Raw genomic sequence first — 17,580 nt, 5'->3', positions numbered from 1 at the left:
ACTATCCAAGTATCTCATCAACAAAGTTAGGGACTAGCTTCGAAGCCGGACCATAGCGCTTCTCGGCAAACTCGCTTTCAACCTCACTAGGCTCCAAATTTAGTTCAATCGTATGAGCACCATGCATAGCGGCTTCGTGAACAAAGCCTGCGGCTGGATACACTGCCCCAGATGTTCCAATAGAAATAAATAAATCCGCTTCTAATAATGCGTCATGAATTCTATCCATACCAATCGGCATTTCACCAAACCAAACCACGTTAGGCCGCATTGGTGCAGGCATCTGGCAGCAGTGGCAATGATCATCTAGCGATATATCCCCTTTCCATTCTATGGATTGGCCTGTTTCGCTGCACTGGGCTTTTAATAACTCCCCATGCATATGAATAATATTCTTGCTACCCGCAGCTTCGTGCAAGTTATCAATATTCTGCGTCACGATAGTGACTTTACCATCCAACTCTTGTTCAAGCCTTGCAAGCGCACGGTGCGCTTCATTGGGAAACACCGTACCACTTTCTAGCTGTTGACGTCGTAGGTTGTAGAAGTTCTGGACCAATGCAGGATCACGGTAATAGCCTTCTGGCGTCGCCACATCCTCAATGCGATGGTTTTCCCACAGTCCGTCTTGGTCACGGAATGTACGTATGCCTGATTCCGCAGAAATACCCGCGCCAGTTAGTACAACAATATTGCGATATGGGAAATGCATAAGCCGTGTCCTTCTTTTGTTCTCTTATAAGCTTTATACCATTGTTTTCATGTGGTTATAAGCGAAACGTCTACGACATTAGTCTAATTATAGACAACAAATAAAAAGTTATAGTGCATTAAGGTGTTAAAGTAACATTCCTGGGTTCTCTCGACCATGTTGTGGGTTGCTATACTAACCTACTGATATCAAAACCTAAAATCATTAATAAAAGACATAATCTTCGTCTAAAAAAACCGGTAACTTTAGCTACCGGTTTACATGGCTATAATGTAGCTACCTATGTATTATCTTGTGCGGCACTGCCTTTCTTATCCGCTTCGACTTTATCATCATAACCCGGCTGGTTTTCTGGCAAGTCTTTTACCTCTTCATACCAGAGATCGTGATGCTCTTTCGCCCAAGTCTCATCAACTTCACCGGTAATCATGCCATCAAGGCCCGCTTCCATCCCAAACAAACCAATATAAATATGGAAGATGAAACCACAAATAAGTACCAATGCCGAAAGCATATGGACAAGATGTGACAATTCCATATCACGGCGGGTTTGGTCGAAGATCGGAAAGTCGAGGATAAAACCACTGGCCACAATAAAGGCACCAAAGAAAATCAACAACCAAAAGATCGCCTTTTCACCACCATTGGAGAACCCTGCCGATGGATGAGTACCTTTGTGCTTGCCGCCCATGCCGCCCATTTTCATGAACCACTGCATATCGACCTTATTGAAAATACTCTTACGCCACCACTTCACAAGCACAGCCACTAAGAATAACGCAAACAACGGGCCAATGTAGTTATGGTATTGCTTGGCCGCGTAGATTACCCAACCCCACAGCTCTGTTGGCACAATAGGCTTAATAAAGTACTTACCATAAACCAACGTCAGGCCACTGAATGCCAGCGTCAAAAAGGTGAAAGCCAAACTCCAGTGCAGCGCCCTATCAAGGCGGCTCCAACGTTTAATTTTACGCCCAGTCTTTGGCTTACTCAGCTTGAGCGGACCCACGACAACATATGCTAGCGCCACCATTACCAAGCTGCCAAAAATAGCCAGCGCACCAAGTGGAGACATCCACTTCTCTTTCATGATGAACCAGGTCTGCCCTGGCACACTAATCAGCACGCCATGCTCAGGTGACTGTGACGTGGTATAGCCTTCTTGACCATCCTTAACCGCTCGCCAATAGTCAGCACCGGCAAAACCGATGACTTCATGCCTTACAACAGACTCGCCCAAGCGCTCAGATTCAGAGTTAGCACCGGATTCATTGCTTGCTGCTGCCGATAATGAAAACATCAATACCACAGCAGTGGCCAGCAAGAAAAACCAGCGTTGAATTCGCTTAGTCATATTACTCCCGACTGTTAATTCAACAGTTATGTTCAAATCTCTTTACTCAATGGCAGCTCAATCAGAAAGCACATATCAAATAACACTTAGATACAACTGCCACTTATTCGTTAACTCGCTCTAAGACTTACGGACCTCAGAGGCATCATATGCAAGGTCGTCAGTGCTTGCCCAACCCGCTTCTTTGGCACCTCGTGCGACAACTCGCTCACGGTAAATATCTGAGATTTTCGCGGCATCACCGGCCAACAGAGCCTTGGTCGAGCACAAAGAAGCACACATAGGTAGCTTACCTTCAGCAATACGGTTGGCACCGTATTTCTGCTTCTCTTCAACCGAACCCGTTTCTACATTTGGGCCACCGGCACAGAAGGTACATTTGTCCATCTTGCCACGTTCGGCAAAGGCCGTTTGTTGTGGGAACTGCGGTGCGCCAAACGGACAGGCAAACAAGCAGTAACCACAGCCAATGCATAGGTCCTTGTCATGCAAAACGATGCCATCTTCTGTTTGTACGAAACAGTCCGCAGGACATACCGCCATACATGGTGCATCGCTACAATGCATACAAGCTACCGAAATAGAGTTCTCATTCGGCAGGCCATCGTTGAGGGTAACAACGCGACGGCGCTGAATACCCCACTCAAGCGCATCATCATTTTCGTTTTTACAAGCTGTCACACAACCGTTGCACTCGATACAACGCTTAGAGTCACAAAGAAATTTCATACGTGCCATCAGAATGACTCCTTACGCTTTAGAGATTTTACAAAGGGTGACTTTGGTTTCTTGCATCTGAGTTACAGGGTCATAGCCATAAGTCGTAGCCGTATTCGCCGCTTCACCAGAAACAAACGGCGCACTGCCATCAGGGTAACGGTCACGTAGATCTTCACCCTGGAACTTACCGCCGAAGTGGAACGGGATAAATGCCAGTCCCGGCTTCACGCGCGGTGTTACCATCGCTTTAACGTGGATGCGGCCCTTCTCGGCCCCCTCTACCCACACCATGTCACCGTCTCTGAAGCCAATGTCATTGGCATCTTTCGGGTTAACCTCAACAAACATCTCTTGCTGCAATTCTGCCAACCAAGGGTTAGAGCGGGTTTCATCACCGCCCCCCTCATACTCAACCAATCGACCCGAGGTCAGTACAATTGGGTATTCGCCAGACATGTCTTTGTCTTGAATCGACTTGTACAGTGTTGGCAGGCGGAACATCGCTTCGCTGTCATCCCATGTTGGATAGTCAGTGACCAAATCACGACGAGGCGTATACAGTGGCTCACGGTGCAGAGGAACAGCATCAGGGAAAGTCCATACCACAGCACGGGCTTTTGCATTACCAAACGGAATACAGCCATGCTTAATCGCGACGCGTTGGATACCACCAGACAGGTCAGTTTTCCAGTTTTCACCTTCGGCCTGTGCTTTTTCTTCAGCGGTAAGATCATCCCACCAACCCAGTTGCTTAAGCATCTTGTCGGTAAACTCAGGGTAACCATCTTCCAGTTCACAGCCTAGTGAGAAGCTGTCGTCAGCCAGTAAACTGTCACCATTACGCTCTACACCGAAACGTGCACGGAAGTTACCGCCACCTTGGGCAACCGTTTTAGATGTGTCATAAAGAATATGGGTACCTGGATGTTTCATTTCTGCCGTACCCCAGCAAGGCCAAGGTAGACCGTAGGTTTCACCATTTGCTGGGCCACCTTCCGCTTCAAGAGAAGTCTTGTGGAAGGTATGCCAGTTTTGCTGGTGCTCTTTCAAGCGTTCAGGGCTCTGTCCGGTGTAACCAATTGTCCACATACCCTTGTTATACTCGCGGGTAATGTCTTCAATCACGGGCTCATTGTTTTCAACACGAATGTGTTTAAACAACTGCTCAGATAGACCCAGTTTCTGGGAAAGCAGGAACATGATTTCATGGTCAGGCTTAGATTCGAACAACGGTTCAATCACCTGGTCACGCCACTGAACAGAGCGGTTTGTCGCGGTTACCGAACCTGTCGTTTCAAATTGCGTCGTGGCCGGTAGCAAATACACATTGTTCTTACGGTTGTTCATTACCGCTGCAACACCAGGATACGGGTCAACAATCACCATCATATCCAGCTTTTCCATCGCCTTGCGCATTTCGGGACCACGGGTCTGAGAGTTTACCGCATGCCCCCAGTAGAACATGGCTCGGATGTTATCGTTTTGCTCGATATTCGCTTTGTCCTCAAGCACACCATCAATCCAGCGCGAAACAGGAATACCGGCATTGTTCATTGGCTTTTTGCCACTGTATTCATTCTGGTCAAATCGGCCTTTTAGCCATTCGTAATCCACATCCCACACTTTTGCCCAGTGTTTCCAAGCTCCTTCAGACAAGCCGTAGTAGCCAGGTAGATTGTCAGACAGTACGCCAAAGTCAGTCGCACCCTGTACATTATCGTGACCACGGAAGATGTTAGCACCGCCGCCTGATTTACCCATATTGCCAAGGGCTAGCTCAAGGATACAGTAAGCACGGGTGTTGTTATTACCGGTCGTATGCTGAGTACCACCCATACACCAAACGACGCAACCCGGGCGGTTTTCAGACAACATCTTCGCTGTTTGATAAACATCCGCTTCTGGTACACCACTCACACGTTCCACTTCAGCTGGCGTCCACTTGGCCACTTCAGCTTGAACTTCATCCATCCCCCAAACACGCTGGCGGATAAACTCTTTATCTTCCCAGCCGTTTTTGAAAATGTGGTATAGCACACCCCAAATGAAGGCAACGTCTGAGCCTGGACGAAGAGAAACATAGTGATCAGACTTCGCCGCCGTACGGGTACGACGCGGATCGGCAACCACAATCTTACAGCTGTTACGCTCTTTAGCGATTAAGATGTGCTGCATGGCAACTGGGTGCGCTTCTGCTGGGTTAGAACCAATGAACAGAATCGACTTACAGTTGTGCATGTCATTGAGCGAGTTCGTCATCGCCCCGTAACCCCAGGTGTTTGCAACACCGGCAACCGTTGTTGAGTGACAGATACGTGCCTGGTGGTCGACGTTGTTAGAGCCCCATAAAGACACCATTTTACGGAACAAATAAGCCTGTTCATTGTTATGCTTTGCAGAACCCAGCCAGTAAATTGAATCTGGGCCCGATTCTTCGCGGATCTTCTTCACCTGCTGGCTCACTTCATCCAGTGCTTGCTCCCAGCTCAGTTTTTTCCACTTACCATCAACCAGTTTCATTGGGTATTTGATACGGCGCTCACCATGGCCATGCTCACGCAGGGCTGCACCTTTCGCACAGTGACCACCCGCATTAAATGGGTGATCAAAAGCGGGCTCTTGACCTGTCCATACCCCTGCCTGAACTTCGGCGTAGATACCACAACCTACTGAACAGTGAGAACAAATAGTACGTTTCACTTCTGCCGGCGCTTTAGGGTCAACCTCTTTAGCTTCAGCTTTTTTCATCATACCCGGAGCAAACAAACCTGCACCGGCAATGCCACCAGCAGCCGCCAGTGATGAGTTACGAATAAAGGAACGACGCGAAATACCTAGCTGGTTTTCGTCCTTGCTTACGTTGTCGGAACGTTTTGTCAGTTTCATTTATGGCTCCGTCTTACAAGGTTTCGTAATAATCGCGAACATGCTGGGTTTCGCGATAGCCAGTTGTATTGTCATCGTGATTATTGCTATTGCCGTCAGACTGTTCGACCTTTGCCTGAACGGCTGTTGTCGCCCCAGCGGCAACAGCACCAGCAGCCGCACTCAAACCAATGTTTTTCAGTAATTGGCGCCGACTTTGACTAATGTCATTATGAATAGCTTCATCTTTACTAGCTTTGTTTTGCTCACTCATAAAAGCTTGCTCCTTTATCGTGTTTCCGAATCCGAGTTACTCGCTTCGAAAATCAATTTTTCTGCTAAGTTTTTCGTAAAATACATAACGACTTTCGATTGTTTCCTCAGCTACATCTTGAGCACTATCATTTAGTAGCTAGGTAGCGGTTACGTCGTCACAAAATCAAAATTAGGTAAAGTCTAGTTCACCTCTATCAATCGTGTTTTTTCGACCAACAGGAACTGCAAAGCCAGTTCAGCAACTGCACTATAAAACACAGCACTGTTCGCCTTTTTTAGGTCATTACAAAGTTGTTCGAACCAGGTTGCGATATGGCGATTGAAGAAAACTTGCTGGAGATGTCTATCTCCGCCTTCCACCAGCATCGCCATGACTTCAAGTAAAGCGGCAATGTGGTCTTCCGGCTCTTTTACACTCTCGTCACGTTGAAAACCCAACTGCATGAGATCACGACGAAGATGTGCAAGCGGCATTTCCATTAATGAACCGGTCAAATACCATGAACCAAAAGGCACAATTTCTCCGCGCCCGATCCCGATGAACAAATCTTGATACTCTTCTTCAACAGCCAAAACCGATGTTGTTTGAGCGGCAAGTTTCAAAACAGGCCAAGAGGCTGCCATGGTATTAGACACATTTTGATTCGGTTCAACATCCAGTGAAGAAAGCCAATCTAAAACGGTTTGATCCGGCCCCTTACGAAACAAATGTGCCAACAAGCCATAAATTTCTACACGCAGTACACTTTCTTCCTGAGCGGTTTGAAGTACTGATTCCATTTGCTATTCCTACACCTTTAGCTGACTTTCAGGATCATCGACGATCGTCGAGAAAATATCGCGAACACGACAGTCTTCGCACATATTCAGGCGTCGAATAGCCTCTCCCTGAAACTGTGAATGGTTTTGTAACTTTTCAGTCAACATTTTCACCATAGAAGCCGGTGCAAAAGCTTTACCGCAACTGGTACAACACGCTGCTTCTTCTTCATGAACAACACGTGCTTCTTGACGAGTTTGCGCATTCCAAGTCACTCCCGGATTAAGAGAAATCACTTTTTCAGGACACGCTTTTTCACACATGCCACATTGCACACAATCTTGTTCAATAAATAACAGGCCTGGACGATCACCAATGGCATGCAATGCCCGGGTTGGACACACAGACACGCACCCCATACACAAGGTGCAATCTTCTGCTCGACAATCTACCGAACCATAAGGTTCATTTTCCGCAACTGCTGAACGTTCAGGTTTAACTGGAGCTAATGCGTAAAGCTCATCAAGAACAGCAAATAACTTCTCACGTTTTGTCCCCTCAACAGGGTCAGCGATATTCAATAATGCAGAATCAAAACCCGTGAAGGTCTTCGCCTCAGTAAAATCAAACAAAGCAATACGTTCAATGTCATAACCCATTTCAGCCAAGAAAGACTGAGCAGTCGCTAATTCATCGCGAAGTACACGATCGATAGTGTCGGGAATATAAGAAGTATTCGTCGCTAAAAGCACTTGATGCGCGCCGTATGCCAGTGCACTAAACCAAGTATCAATACCAACTGTGGCCAACTCTTCCAATGCGACGGGAATCACTGACTCAGGGAGGTCAGAAAGGATCTCGTTTACCGTGGCTTCATCGCGATTACCATAGAAAAGTAGCGTAGGTGTTTCTCCACCTGCTTTTCGATAATTAGTGATTAACCGATGAACAAAGTTTTGCGTATTAGTAGGATCAGGGAGTGCATAGGAAATCGCTTCTGTTGGACACGCCGTCGCACAGGTTCCCACACCTTGGCAAAGGTATGGATTAATTTCTATATGATCACCCGTGCTTGACAATGCGCCAGCAGGACAAGCATCAACACATCGCTCACACCCTGTTACCCCCCGTGAAGAGTGCGCACAGAGTTCAGGATCCAAACGAAAATATTTTGGTTTATCAAATGTACCAATCATCGCAGGAAGATCTTCGATCACATTGGCCAGTTTCGCTTTTCCTGCTCCAACTGCGTAATAACCTGGAGCTGAAATTTCAACAGCTGATAAACCGTTTTCCGTCATATCAACAACTAAATCAAAGCAATCATGACCAATAGCCACTTTTGCCAGATTCACTGCTGTCTGCATATTCTCAATATCACAAGACACTTCAAATGCGCCTAGGTAACCTTTCAGAGTTGCCTTACTCGCATAATAAAGGTTGTTACGCTTAACACTGTTTTTGGCATCCTCTGATGATGGCGCTTTCGCTGTGGCAAGTAGGGTTACCGAATTCAGCGAAGTAAACTGTGCTTCAAGCGTTGTGATAACGTTTTCTGCACCCACCAGCAAAACATTCCCGCGGCTTTCATAAGAAACCGTTGGTGGAATAAGATTAGAAAGCTCAACGGTACCATTTACCGCCGCTAGCCTAGCTTTACCATTTTGCTCATCGAACGCAGAAAGTGCTTCAAGTGTACTATTTAACATTATTATTCCTGTCTACTTGTCACCGCGACAATTTGTCCCACCCCATGACGACTATTGCGCCAAAATGTCCCGATCTTTCTTAAGGGTATTGTTCCCTTTTTGTCCCAGTTCGTTTGTTGTTGCTCTTCGAGTGACGGCTGACTTACTTTTTATTTATTATGGCGTTGCCATTTATCCATCCATAGCAAGGGCAAAATATCCTTAACCCTTTAGCAAATCGTTCTTATCGCTATGGAGTAACTTGCTATCAGAAATCGAGTCTGATTCTGTTTCAGTCTCTAGTTCAGTCGGGCCCGCAAATGCAATATCCGTTTCAACATTCTCTTGAACGTTCACCTTTTGAATATCATCAACAGCCGTAGTCTCTTCTTCTATTGCCCCATCTTTAGCTTGAACGCCATCAACAGCGGCGAGTGAATGGTCAGAGCCAGTCGCTTTAATCATGTCTTCTGTTGTCTCTGCAACCTGATTTACCCATTGGCGAAGCTGCTGAGTCACTTTGGTATCAAGCACAGGGATATTAGAAAAGTCTTCGGTATGATCATCCATGTCACTGACATAGTTGAATTCATCAGAATGAAAAAGTTTACGCAGTGCCGCTTTTTTCACTGATTTTTCAACACCTTCTTTCATAAAGTTCGACACACCAGAATCAAAAGTCACCTTTGTGGCATCAGCCAGGGTTAGATCTGGGAATGGTAAATCTGACTTTGTTGTTTGAGGTTCTATTGTTTCCGAAATCGCTGGAGCTTGTTCATCATTGGCTTGTGTATTCAATGACGGATCAATTTCAACCTCTTGAACGGGGTGAATGTCAGTGCCAGCATCATCAACAGCATTGTCCTTGACCAGTTCTGAGGCCGTAACATCCTGATCTAATTCAAGGCCGTCTTCATCCCGAATATTTAATTTGCGCTGAGACCAACGCTGGAAGAAATTAGTTACCACTGGAACGCCCTTTCTGCTCTTTGTTCTTACAGCGTTTGCGTCGATATTCGATTTGCTCGCCATGACGACCGATGAAAGCCTCCATCCACGCTTGGATCTGTAAAGGTGCTTTGATATGAAGGACTTGGTAGTCGCCATCCATATATCCACTTGCCAAGCCTTGAGCAGCAGTTATCAATAAGGGCGAAAGCTGTTCATTGTCTTCTTCGCAAACAATAAATAAGTGCGGCTCACGAGAACTAAGATTAAAACGGTAATCTGAACGTTCGTGACGATGCAACTCCAATGGCATAAGGTATCCACCTTGCTCACTCACCAACGTTTCTTTCTCTTCTTCGTCATAGAGGCAAACGTCTTGAATGGACCAAGAAAGTGTTGTCCAACGCCCGATTTGCTTCTCTTGCGAGACCAAGCGAAACGCTATAGGCCACAAAGATTCATTCTTATATTGTTCTGGCATATTCGCTCCCTAGCTTTATCGTTATGGCTTATCGGATTTTGAGGTCTATAGCACCCAACAAAGCAAATATCAGACCAACGTTAATAACCGCCCCCAAAGCAATGAAATTTTACGATACAAATAAATTGGAACGATGTTTGCTCCACACCTGCCAACGACTTACTCTATGTTTTAAAAGTAGACGCTTCAGACTGTGTTGCGTATACATGAAAACAATCACATCAACAGCAGGATAATTTGATGAGCCAGTTGCCAAAAATAATTAAAACAAATTCATCGGTTAATCAGACGATGACCGTTCAGGTAATGGACGAGTATGGCGATATGATGGAAAAAGAAATTGCCTGTGAACACCCGCTTACCGTGTATTTGAACTGGGTGGAAATTGTCACCCTGATGACGTTGGGTGAACGCCCTTCTGCGCTAGTGCTCGGTTATCTGAAAAACCAAGGTTTCATTGAAGACATCGATGCTATTGAATCGCTGATCATTGACTGGGAAACCAACTCCGCCGCAGTCATCACCCGCGAAAATACCGACGGGCTCGAAAAGAAGCTGGGAAAAAAAACCGTCACCTCTGGTTGTGGGCAAGGCACGATGTTCGGCAATGTCATGAAAAAGCTTGAAGGTGTCCAACTCCCACAGCCGCGAATTCCTCAGTCTAAACTGTACGGCTTACTTGAAGCTCTGACCCACCATAACGAAACTTATAAAGCCGCAGGTGCGGTCCACGGTTGCGCGATATGTAAAGACACCGAGATCCTTTCATTTGTGGAAGATGTCGGCCGTCACAACGCGGTAGATACTCTTGCCGGTGAGATGTGGCTCAAAGGTGAGCTAGGTGCCGATAAGATTTTCTACACTACAGGTCGACTGACCTCCGAGATGGTGATCAAAGTCGCGCAGATGGGGATCCCAGTATTGCTCTCCCGCTCGGGCGCCACCCAGATGGGTTATGACCTTGCTCAGAAGCTCGGTATTACCATGATTGCCCGTGCAAAAGGACACCGTTTCCAGGTGTACAACGGTATGGATAACCTCATTCTGGATATCAAGGGAGAGAACGATAGCCAATCAAAAGAAGACTCACATAAGCCAACACATAAAGGCGATACCGATCATCTTCAGGCTGACCACTAGCAAGATGGTAATAAGTAATGGATAGCGCTTACCCCAGAGGTTTATAAATGCTCAGCAATTGTAAGGCCTCTGAGCGCGACTTGCACTTATAGGGGGGATCCTTCTCCCCTTGTTCTAAAGCCATCATCCATAGACAGAACAAGAGATAGCAAAAACTGAATCAACTCGTTATCCCAATGCGAGAGATTGCAATCTTTCCAACCCGACCTTTCCACTCAGAGCCACATTTGCCATCATTAATTTATAAAATAGCCCAATCCTGCCAATTGGCATTAACTAACACCAGCTTACTGACTTCCACCTTACTATTTATACTACTTAATCATTAACTTGCAGATAGAACAACCAATAAAATCAAGGATAAATATTTATTCATCCATATGTATTTATTAATATTTATCCTCCGTCATATATGCGGGATTTATCACTGGTCTGATGTGACAAATGAAACCCAAAAAGAAAAAGCGTGAGCAATTACTCTAAAACATAAAATTCCCTCCGGGAATCTTGATCTAGAACACACTTTCTTCGGTTTTACTTTGATGATTTGTGCCACCAGATGCACACTGAAGTCGGTCATCTGACCAGTAAATTACTCTGCAATTGAATGTAAAATGAATACCGCGTAAGGAGTGGTCATGAATTATTTCATTACCGGCGCAACTGGATTTATCGGTTCTCAGTTATTACAACGTCTGGCTAAACGACCTGGTGATATTTATATACTCACCTATGACAAGATTTCTGAAGATAGACTGGAAGCACTGTTAGAGAAAAAACATCTACCTAAGGACAAGTTCCACTGCATTAAAGGCTCGATTACCGAACCAAATTTAGGTATATCAGCTAAAGATACAAAGAACCTGACAGGAAAAATTGATCAGTTCTTCCACCTCGCAGCCATCTATGATTTGACGGCTAGCGAAGAAGATATGATGCGCGCCAATATTGAAGGCACTGAACATACGTTACGTTTCGCCGAGCGCATTAATGCTGGTTGTTTCCATTACTTCAGCTCAATTGCTGTTGCAGGCCAATACCGTGGCTGGTTCCGGGAAGATATGCTTAATGAAGCGACTGGGCTTGAGCATGCTTACTTCTCAACTAAGCACAATGCAGAAAAACTAGTACAAGAAACGGCAACGATCCCTTGGCGTGCTTACCGTCCGGGCATTGTTATCGGTGATTCAAAGACAGGTGAAGCTGATCGTGTTGATGGTCCTTATTACTTCTTTAAGATCATCCAAAAACTACGCCGCGCTCTTCCAGAATGGGCACCGCTCATTGGCCTTGAAGGTGGCCGTCTAAACTTAGTGCCGGTGGATTATGTCGCCGATGCTATCGACCATATTTCTCATAAGCCTGAGTTAGATAATCAGTGTTTCCATATCGTTGACCCTGACCCATACCGCTCTGGTGAAGTGATCAACCTGTTTGCTGAAGCAGGCCATGCTCCACGTATGGCAATGCGACTGGATATGCGTGTTTTCCGTATGATCCCTTCTCACTTCTGGTCGCAGCTTGGTCAAGTCCCCGCACTCAAGCGTTTTATCGATGCCATCAGTAAAGAGATGGATATGCCGCAAGACGCGCTAGGTTACTTCAACTACCCAACCCAGTTCGATTGCAGCAATACGTTAAATGCACTGTCTGACAGTAACATTTGCTGCCCTCGCCTTGCAGATTATGCTGACAAAATTTGGGACTACTGGGAGCGTAACCTCGATCCTGAATTACATGTTGAAAAAACACTGCAAGGATGTGTAAATGACAAAGTTGTTGTTATCACCGGTGCCTCTTCAGGTATTGGCTATACCACAGCCATTAAACTTGCAAAAACAAAAGCTCGCCTAGTACTGATTGCTCGTGATCTTGAGCGCCTACAGCAAACCCGTAACGAAATCGAACGTCTTGGTGGCCATGCATCCATTTATCAATGCGACCTAAGCCAGGATGAGCCATCTCAGGAAGTGATTAAGCAAATCAAGCATGATCACGGTAAAGTTGATATTTTGATCAACAATGCTGGCCGTTCAATTCGCCGCTCAGTAGAAAAAGCGACTGACCGTCTGCACGATTACGAACGTACTATGCAGATTAACTACTTCGGTGCACTTCGTATGATTCTGGGCAACCTGCCAGAGATGATCGAAGCGGGTGAAGGCCATATTATCAACATCTCTTCCATTGCGGTGTTGACCAATCAGCCGTTGTTCTCGGCGTATGCAGCATCTAAATCGGCATTAGACACCTTCACCCGTACCGCAAGTACTGAACTGGGTGGCCAAGGTATCGATTTCACCACAATCAATATGCCGCTGGTTGAAACTCGCATGATTTCCGATCACTACCGTGAAGCTGAAGGTGGTATCCCGTTACTTACCCCTGAAGAAGCGGCAGATTTGATCATCAAAGCGATTATCGAGAAGCCAAAACGTATTGCGACCAAGCTTGGTCTGTTAGGTGCCTTCATTCATGGTGTTTATCCGAAACTGGGTGAGTTGCTAATGGCGACGGGCTACAACCCGGATCATGGCAAGCATGACGGTGAAAACGCAGAGCCTAAACAACCTTCAGCCGATGTAGTAGCCATTAATAGCATCATGCGCGAAATACACATGTAAGGATGAGAGCAATGCAAGTTTCAGCAATACATGACTACAAAGAAGAACTTGATACCTTACTGCGTTATTTCAGCGAAGAAGAACTGATCGTTGAAAAATACCAAAAACTAGGTGGCAAAAACGTTCGAGTTACTGCACTAGAAGAAACTGCGGATGGCTTCCGTGCTGAAACCCAGCGTGAAATGCCAGCCAATGTGCCAGCCGTTCTGAAAAGCCTATTAGGTAACTTTAATACTATCAAGCAGACAGAGTCATGGCACTGGCAAGAAAATGAGCAGTTAATCTGTAAACTTCAGATTGAGATCTTGGGTGTTCCAGCGACGATTTCGGGTCAGATGGTGTTCAGTGAGCCAGCAACTCGTCCAGGTACCGCGACATCAAACCATGTCACTATGGATGTGAAATCAGCTATTCCTCTCGTTGGCAGTACGCTAGTTTCTTTCATTTGCAGTGACATGAAAGATCAAATGCAAGCTGAGTATGACTTCCTTCGCGAGGCACTACCCCAACTTGTAGCTGAAGAGCAATAACGTTCATCCCATCACCTTCGGCAACCCCAAATTATGATATTGATGGGGTTGCCGAAAGTGAAGCTCGAATAACAAGGAAAAAATGATGAAAACCAAAGATCGGATTTTGTCAGTTAGTCTTGAGCTGTTTAATCGTGATGGTGTTAGTCAAGTCAGTACGTTAATCATCGCTACCGAAATGGGGATCAGCCCAGGAAACCTCTATTACCATTTCCGTGGCAAGGACGAAATAATTACGACACTTGTCAATGAGTTACAAAACTCACTAACAACCGTTAGCAATGAGTATGCAAGTCAGGTCAAGGACTTTGACGATTACTGGCCCTTCATGCATACGGTAATGGCATTATTTACCCATTACCGCTTTTTGTTCAGAAACTTGGACAGTTTAAACGGCCAAAACCCGCAAATTAAGCGTAAAATACGAACACTGATCCTTAAGCTACGTCATCTATGTAATGACATGCTCAAGCACCTCGTCGAGCTGGGCAAGCTAAAATGCGATGAACAAAGCCTGCCTCTACTGGCAGACAACTTATTGCTTGTTAGCCTGAACTGGCTCAACTACCAAACGCTACTTGATGATCATTACACTGAAAGTGACCTCGCTCGCTCAGGTGTACTGCGTTTGATCTCTTTGGTAGAGCCCTACCTGACTGATAACGCGAAGTCTCCATTCTTTACCCACAAAGATTTGGTTGAAGAGTTGGTTACCTAACCGTTCAGGACAGCACTAAATACTTATTTCAAACACCCCAAAGTATCTATGGGGTGTTTTTGTTTTACCCAACAACTATTTTGAAAAATCATTTCAATTTAACACCTTAAGAATTTTACTTAACTGCAAATACACTCTTACATTTTGAAATGTCATCCTACGGTAAAGTATGTAAGTGTGCTAAGAAACATTCGTTGCGGGTAAAAATGGATGAACGTTAAGTTATTAAAAAACCTATCAGAATCAATAATCTGTATTGTGGTGTTCTACACCTGCTTCCACTGGCTAATGGTGAGGTTTGCCGGTGAGTTTCATACCGACCTCATTGGCAAATTTATCCGTTTCTACCTCGTTTCCTCAACCTTATTTATCATCCTAGAGATATTGCAGTTCTATCGCGGTAGCTCCTGGGGGTACTTGGCTTATGCCTTTGCAACAATCGCCATTATGGCTTCCTCCTTTGAGCCAAACTTGCTCAACGAAATGGCACTCCAACTCATGATCAGTGTAGGCGCCTTAGGCTTCGTCATTTGTATGTATAAATGGTGGGAAGATAGAGATAGTAATCATGAAAATTATTAACCATTCGATTAATTAACAATAAACTCACTTTACCACCGACTTTCCCCAAGCTACCCTTGTCAGTAATTGTAATAAACCGTTAAGACAAACAAGGAGTGGTTTTGTTTCGCCATCTCAATTTACTCGTTTCCATCAGCCTGGCCTTATTCATATCAACCTCCCATGCCAGTAAACTGAACCCTGATAATATTCAGACCGCGTCAGTCAGTACTTTAGTGACTGACTTGAAGACCAACAAAACGTTATTTCAAAAAAACACCGAACTCGTGATGCCCATCGCCTCACTCACAAAGGTGATGACGGCAATGGTTGTTCTGGACGCCAAACTTCCACTGGATGAGGCAATTTCTTTCAAGAAAATAGATAAGGAAAGGATATACAACGGCTATTCGCGTATCAGAATGGATTCAACGCTTAGCCGAGGGGTTACCTTGCACATTGCCCTGATGTCTTCAGAGAACCTCGCAACGGCGGCCCTAGCACGGCAATACCCTGGTGGTTATGATGCCTTTATCAAAGCAATGAATACCAAGGCCAAGGCATTGGGCATGACTGATACGGTATTTGTCGATAGTTCCGGCTTAAACCCTGAGAACGTTTCTACTGCTGCAGATATCACCAAAATGATCAAAGCCGCTTATCAGTATCCCACCATAAAAAAATACAGCACTACACCGGTACATACCGCCTATTTCAAAAAGCCTCGATACAAATTGGGTTACACCAACACAAACGCGTTAGTCAGAGGCCAGAAATGGGATGTAACCCTAAGCAAAACGGGCTATTTAGATATTGCGGGCCACTGCTTGGCGATGATCACTCAAGTGGAAGGTAAAGAGCTTCTTATCGTTACGCTGGATGCTTATGGCAAGCTGACACCGATTGGTGATGCCGGAAGGGTTAAGAAGTGGCTTCAGAGTGGCAATAGCGGGAAAGTGTCAGAGTCAGCAATGCACTATCAAAAACAAAAACTCTCTACATTGACCAACTAAAGAAACAAACAGCATCTCAGTTTACATCGAGCCCTGAAAATGGGCTCGGCATCCATCTTCGCGTTACCTGACAACAAAGCAGCTTAAGTCAATACGCATGGTTAACCCACCTTCTTATCTATCGACTCACCAGCCTCTTTAAATTTCTCTTGGATAAACCCTGCCATCAGCTTCATTGCCTCCCTAGCTTCACTCAGCTGATAAAACAACGGATAAACATGCGGTACCCCTTTCACGACATTTATTGTCACATCGTTACCGGCCTCACCCATTCGCTCAGCAAGGTGAATCGCATCATCCATTAACAACTCTTCAGTGCCACAAGTGATAAAGGTCGGCGGGAGATCATAATGATCGGCGTAATATGGCGATATATCGGGATCGCAAGGGTTTTGCATCCCAATGTAATTGTTACGCATTAAGAGTAAGGTACTCAAATCAAAGAAAGGATCATCTTTACATTTTTTGAAGGCTGACTCGCCAGTCACGGCCATATCCGATACAGGCGACATCAAAATACCACCAGCAGGCTGTGGCAACTTAGCTTCGCGGATCCGTAACATGGTTGTCAGTACCAGATTACCCCCCGCAGAATCCCCAGCAAAGAATATCTGGTGAGGATGGTATCCCTTAACCAATAACCCTCGATAAACGGCAAAGCAGTCATCAGGAGCCGCAGGATAAGGATTTTCTGGCGCCAAGCGATAATTAACCATCAGCCCCCGAGATTTGGTGTAATTGGCAAGACGGGCTAAAAACGCACTATGAATTTTGGGACTGTTAAAGCAAAAGCCCCCACCATGAAAATAGAGGATGATTTTGTTACCGCTACTATTGGGCATATCAACCCAATCACAAGAAACGTCTGAAAAACGAGTCGGCGTGATTTCCATTCCCTTTGGCGCAGCAATAAATGGGCCATAGCTATCAACAGAAGAAATGATATCTCGCATCCCTTCGGTTGATTCACAATTTGCAAGGCGTTGCCGCATAATTCGGAATAAAACCTTGTTAAAAGCCCTATTACGCCAACTCTCCATACTTCCCACCTTTCTTCACAATTCATTTACAAAGTTAGAATTAAACAAGGGGTTTGGTCAATATCTGGCAGCAAAAAAATGATTCTTTTCTAAAAGAAGTGCCCATTATTCTGATATTTAAGGCAAAAAAAATATTTTTCTTGGATG

Annotated in this window: 16 protein-coding genes; 6 read left to right on the top strand and 10 right to left on the bottom strand. The window is 45.3% G+C overall.

The window, feature by feature from the left end; genetic code table 11:
• Position 1 precedes the first annotated feature (1 nt).
• From cobB to NHN17_RS15790, 9 genes are all read right to left on the bottom strand, one after another.
• Positions 2–712, bottom strand: coding sequence for a Sir2 family NAD+-dependent deacetylase (cobB, locus tag NHN17_RS15830; protein WP_255043576.1), 711 nt, complete (start codon positions 710–712; stop codon positions 2–4).
• Positions 713–992: 280 nt separating this feature from the next.
• A complete protein-coding gene (locus NHN17_RS15825; protein WP_255043575.1) occupies positions 993–2,069 on the bottom strand; it encodes a formate dehydrogenase subunit gamma in 1,077 nt (358 codons plus the stop codon).
• Positions 2,070–2,189: 120 nt separating this feature from the next.
• Entirely contained in the window at positions 2,190–2,807 is a 618-nt protein-coding gene (gene fdh3B, locus NHN17_RS15820) for a formate dehydrogenase FDH3 subunit beta (protein WP_255043574.1), read from the bottom strand.
• Positions 2,808–2,819: 12 nt separating this feature from the next.
• Positions 2,820–5,675, bottom strand: coding sequence for a formate dehydrogenase subunit alpha (locus tag NHN17_RS15815; RefSeq protein WP_255043573.1), 2,856 nt, complete (start codon positions 5,673–5,675; stop codon positions 2,820–2,822).
• Positions 5,676–5,688: 13 nt separating this feature from the next.
• Positions 5,689–5,928, bottom strand: coding sequence for a twin-arginine translocation signal domain-containing protein (locus NHN17_RS15810; protein WP_255043572.1), 240 nt, complete (start codon positions 5,926–5,928; stop codon positions 5,689–5,691).
• Positions 5,929–6,110: 182 nt separating this feature from the next.
• Complete coding sequence (locus NHN17_RS15805; protein ID WP_255043571.1) at positions 6,111–6,710, bottom strand: TorD/DmsD family molecular chaperone; 600 nt, start codon at positions 6,708–6,710, stop codon at positions 6,111–6,113.
• 9 nt (positions 6,711–6,719) lie between these two features.
• Positions 6,720–8,399 (bottom strand): 4Fe-4S dicluster domain-containing protein, encoded by a 1,680-nt coding sequence (locus tag NHN17_RS15800; protein WP_255043570.1) that lies wholly within the window; start codon positions 8,397–8,399, stop codon positions 6,720–6,722.
• Positions 8,400–8,600: 201 nt separating this feature from the next.
• Positions 8,601–9,347 carry a DUF3306 domain-containing protein gene (locus NHN17_RS15795; RefSeq protein WP_255043569.1) on the bottom strand — a complete coding sequence of 249 codons (747 nt, stop codon included), beginning with the start codon at positions 9,345–9,347 and terminating at the stop codon, positions 8,601–8,603.
• Positions 9,337–9,807 carry a DUF3305 domain-containing protein gene (locus tag NHN17_RS15790; protein ID WP_255043568.1) on the bottom strand — a complete coding sequence of 157 codons (471 nt, stop codon included), beginning with the start codon at positions 9,805–9,807 and terminating at the stop codon, positions 9,337–9,339. Before NHN17_RS15790 ends, NHN17_RS15795 begins: the two co-directional genes overlap by 11 nt.
• 240 nt (positions 9,808–10,047) lie before the next feature.
• On the opposite strand from NHN17_RS15790, the gene fdhD reads away from it, so the two are divergent.
• From fdhD to pbpG, 6 genes are all read left to right on the top strand, one after another.
• Positions 10,048–10,947 carry a formate dehydrogenase accessory sulfurtransferase FdhD gene (gene fdhD / locus NHN17_RS15785; RefSeq protein ID WP_255043567.1) on the top strand — a complete coding sequence of 300 codons (900 nt, stop codon included), beginning with the start codon at positions 10,048–10,050 and terminating at the stop codon, positions 10,945–10,947.
• Between the two features lie 638 nt (positions 10,948–11,585).
• On the top strand, positions 11,586–13,571 hold the full coding sequence (locus tag NHN17_RS15780; RefSeq protein ID WP_255043566.1) for an SDR family oxidoreductase: 1,986 nt from the start codon (positions 11,586–11,588) through the stop codon (positions 13,569–13,571).
• Positions 13,572–13,582: 11 nt separating this feature from the next.
• Positions 13,583–14,101 carry a DUF2505 domain-containing protein gene (locus NHN17_RS15775; protein ID WP_255043565.1) on the top strand — a complete coding sequence of 173 codons (519 nt, stop codon included), beginning with the start codon at positions 13,583–13,585 and terminating at the stop codon, positions 14,099–14,101.
• An 85-nt stretch (positions 14,102–14,186) separates the two neighbouring features.
• Positions 14,187–14,819: a TetR/AcrR family transcriptional regulator gene (locus NHN17_RS15770; protein WP_255043564.1), complete on the top strand. Its 633-nt coding sequence runs from the start codon at positions 14,187–14,189 to the stop codon at positions 14,817–14,819.
• 210 nt (positions 14,820–15,029) lie between these two features.
• On the top strand, positions 15,030–15,401 hold the full coding sequence (locus tag NHN17_RS15765) for a hypothetical protein (RefSeq protein WP_255043563.1): 372 nt from the start codon (positions 15,030–15,032) through the stop codon (positions 15,399–15,401).
• A gap of 101 nt (positions 15,402–15,502) precedes the next feature.
• Positions 15,503–16,393 (top strand): D-alanyl-D-alanine endopeptidase, encoded by an 891-nt coding sequence (pbpG, locus tag NHN17_RS15760; RefSeq protein ID WP_303629419.1) that lies wholly within the window; start codon positions 15,503–15,505, stop codon positions 16,391–16,393.
• A 101-nt stretch (positions 16,394–16,494) separates the two neighbouring features.
• Here pbpG and NHN17_RS15755 read toward each other — a convergent pair whose 3' ends face one another.
• Entirely contained in the window at positions 16,495–17,433 is a 939-nt protein-coding gene (locus NHN17_RS15755) for an alpha/beta hydrolase (RefSeq protein WP_255043561.1), read from the bottom strand.
• Positions 17,434–17,580 lie beyond the last annotated feature (147 nt).

It is taken from the genome of Photobacterium pectinilyticum (genome assembly GCF_024357955.1).
GTDB classification, from domain to species: Bacteria; Pseudomonadota; Gammaproteobacteria; order Enterobacterales; family Vibrionaceae; genus Photobacterium; species Photobacterium pectinilyticum.
Note: the sequence above shows the minus strand (reverse complement) of the source record. Positions and strands in the feature narration are given on the sequence as shown.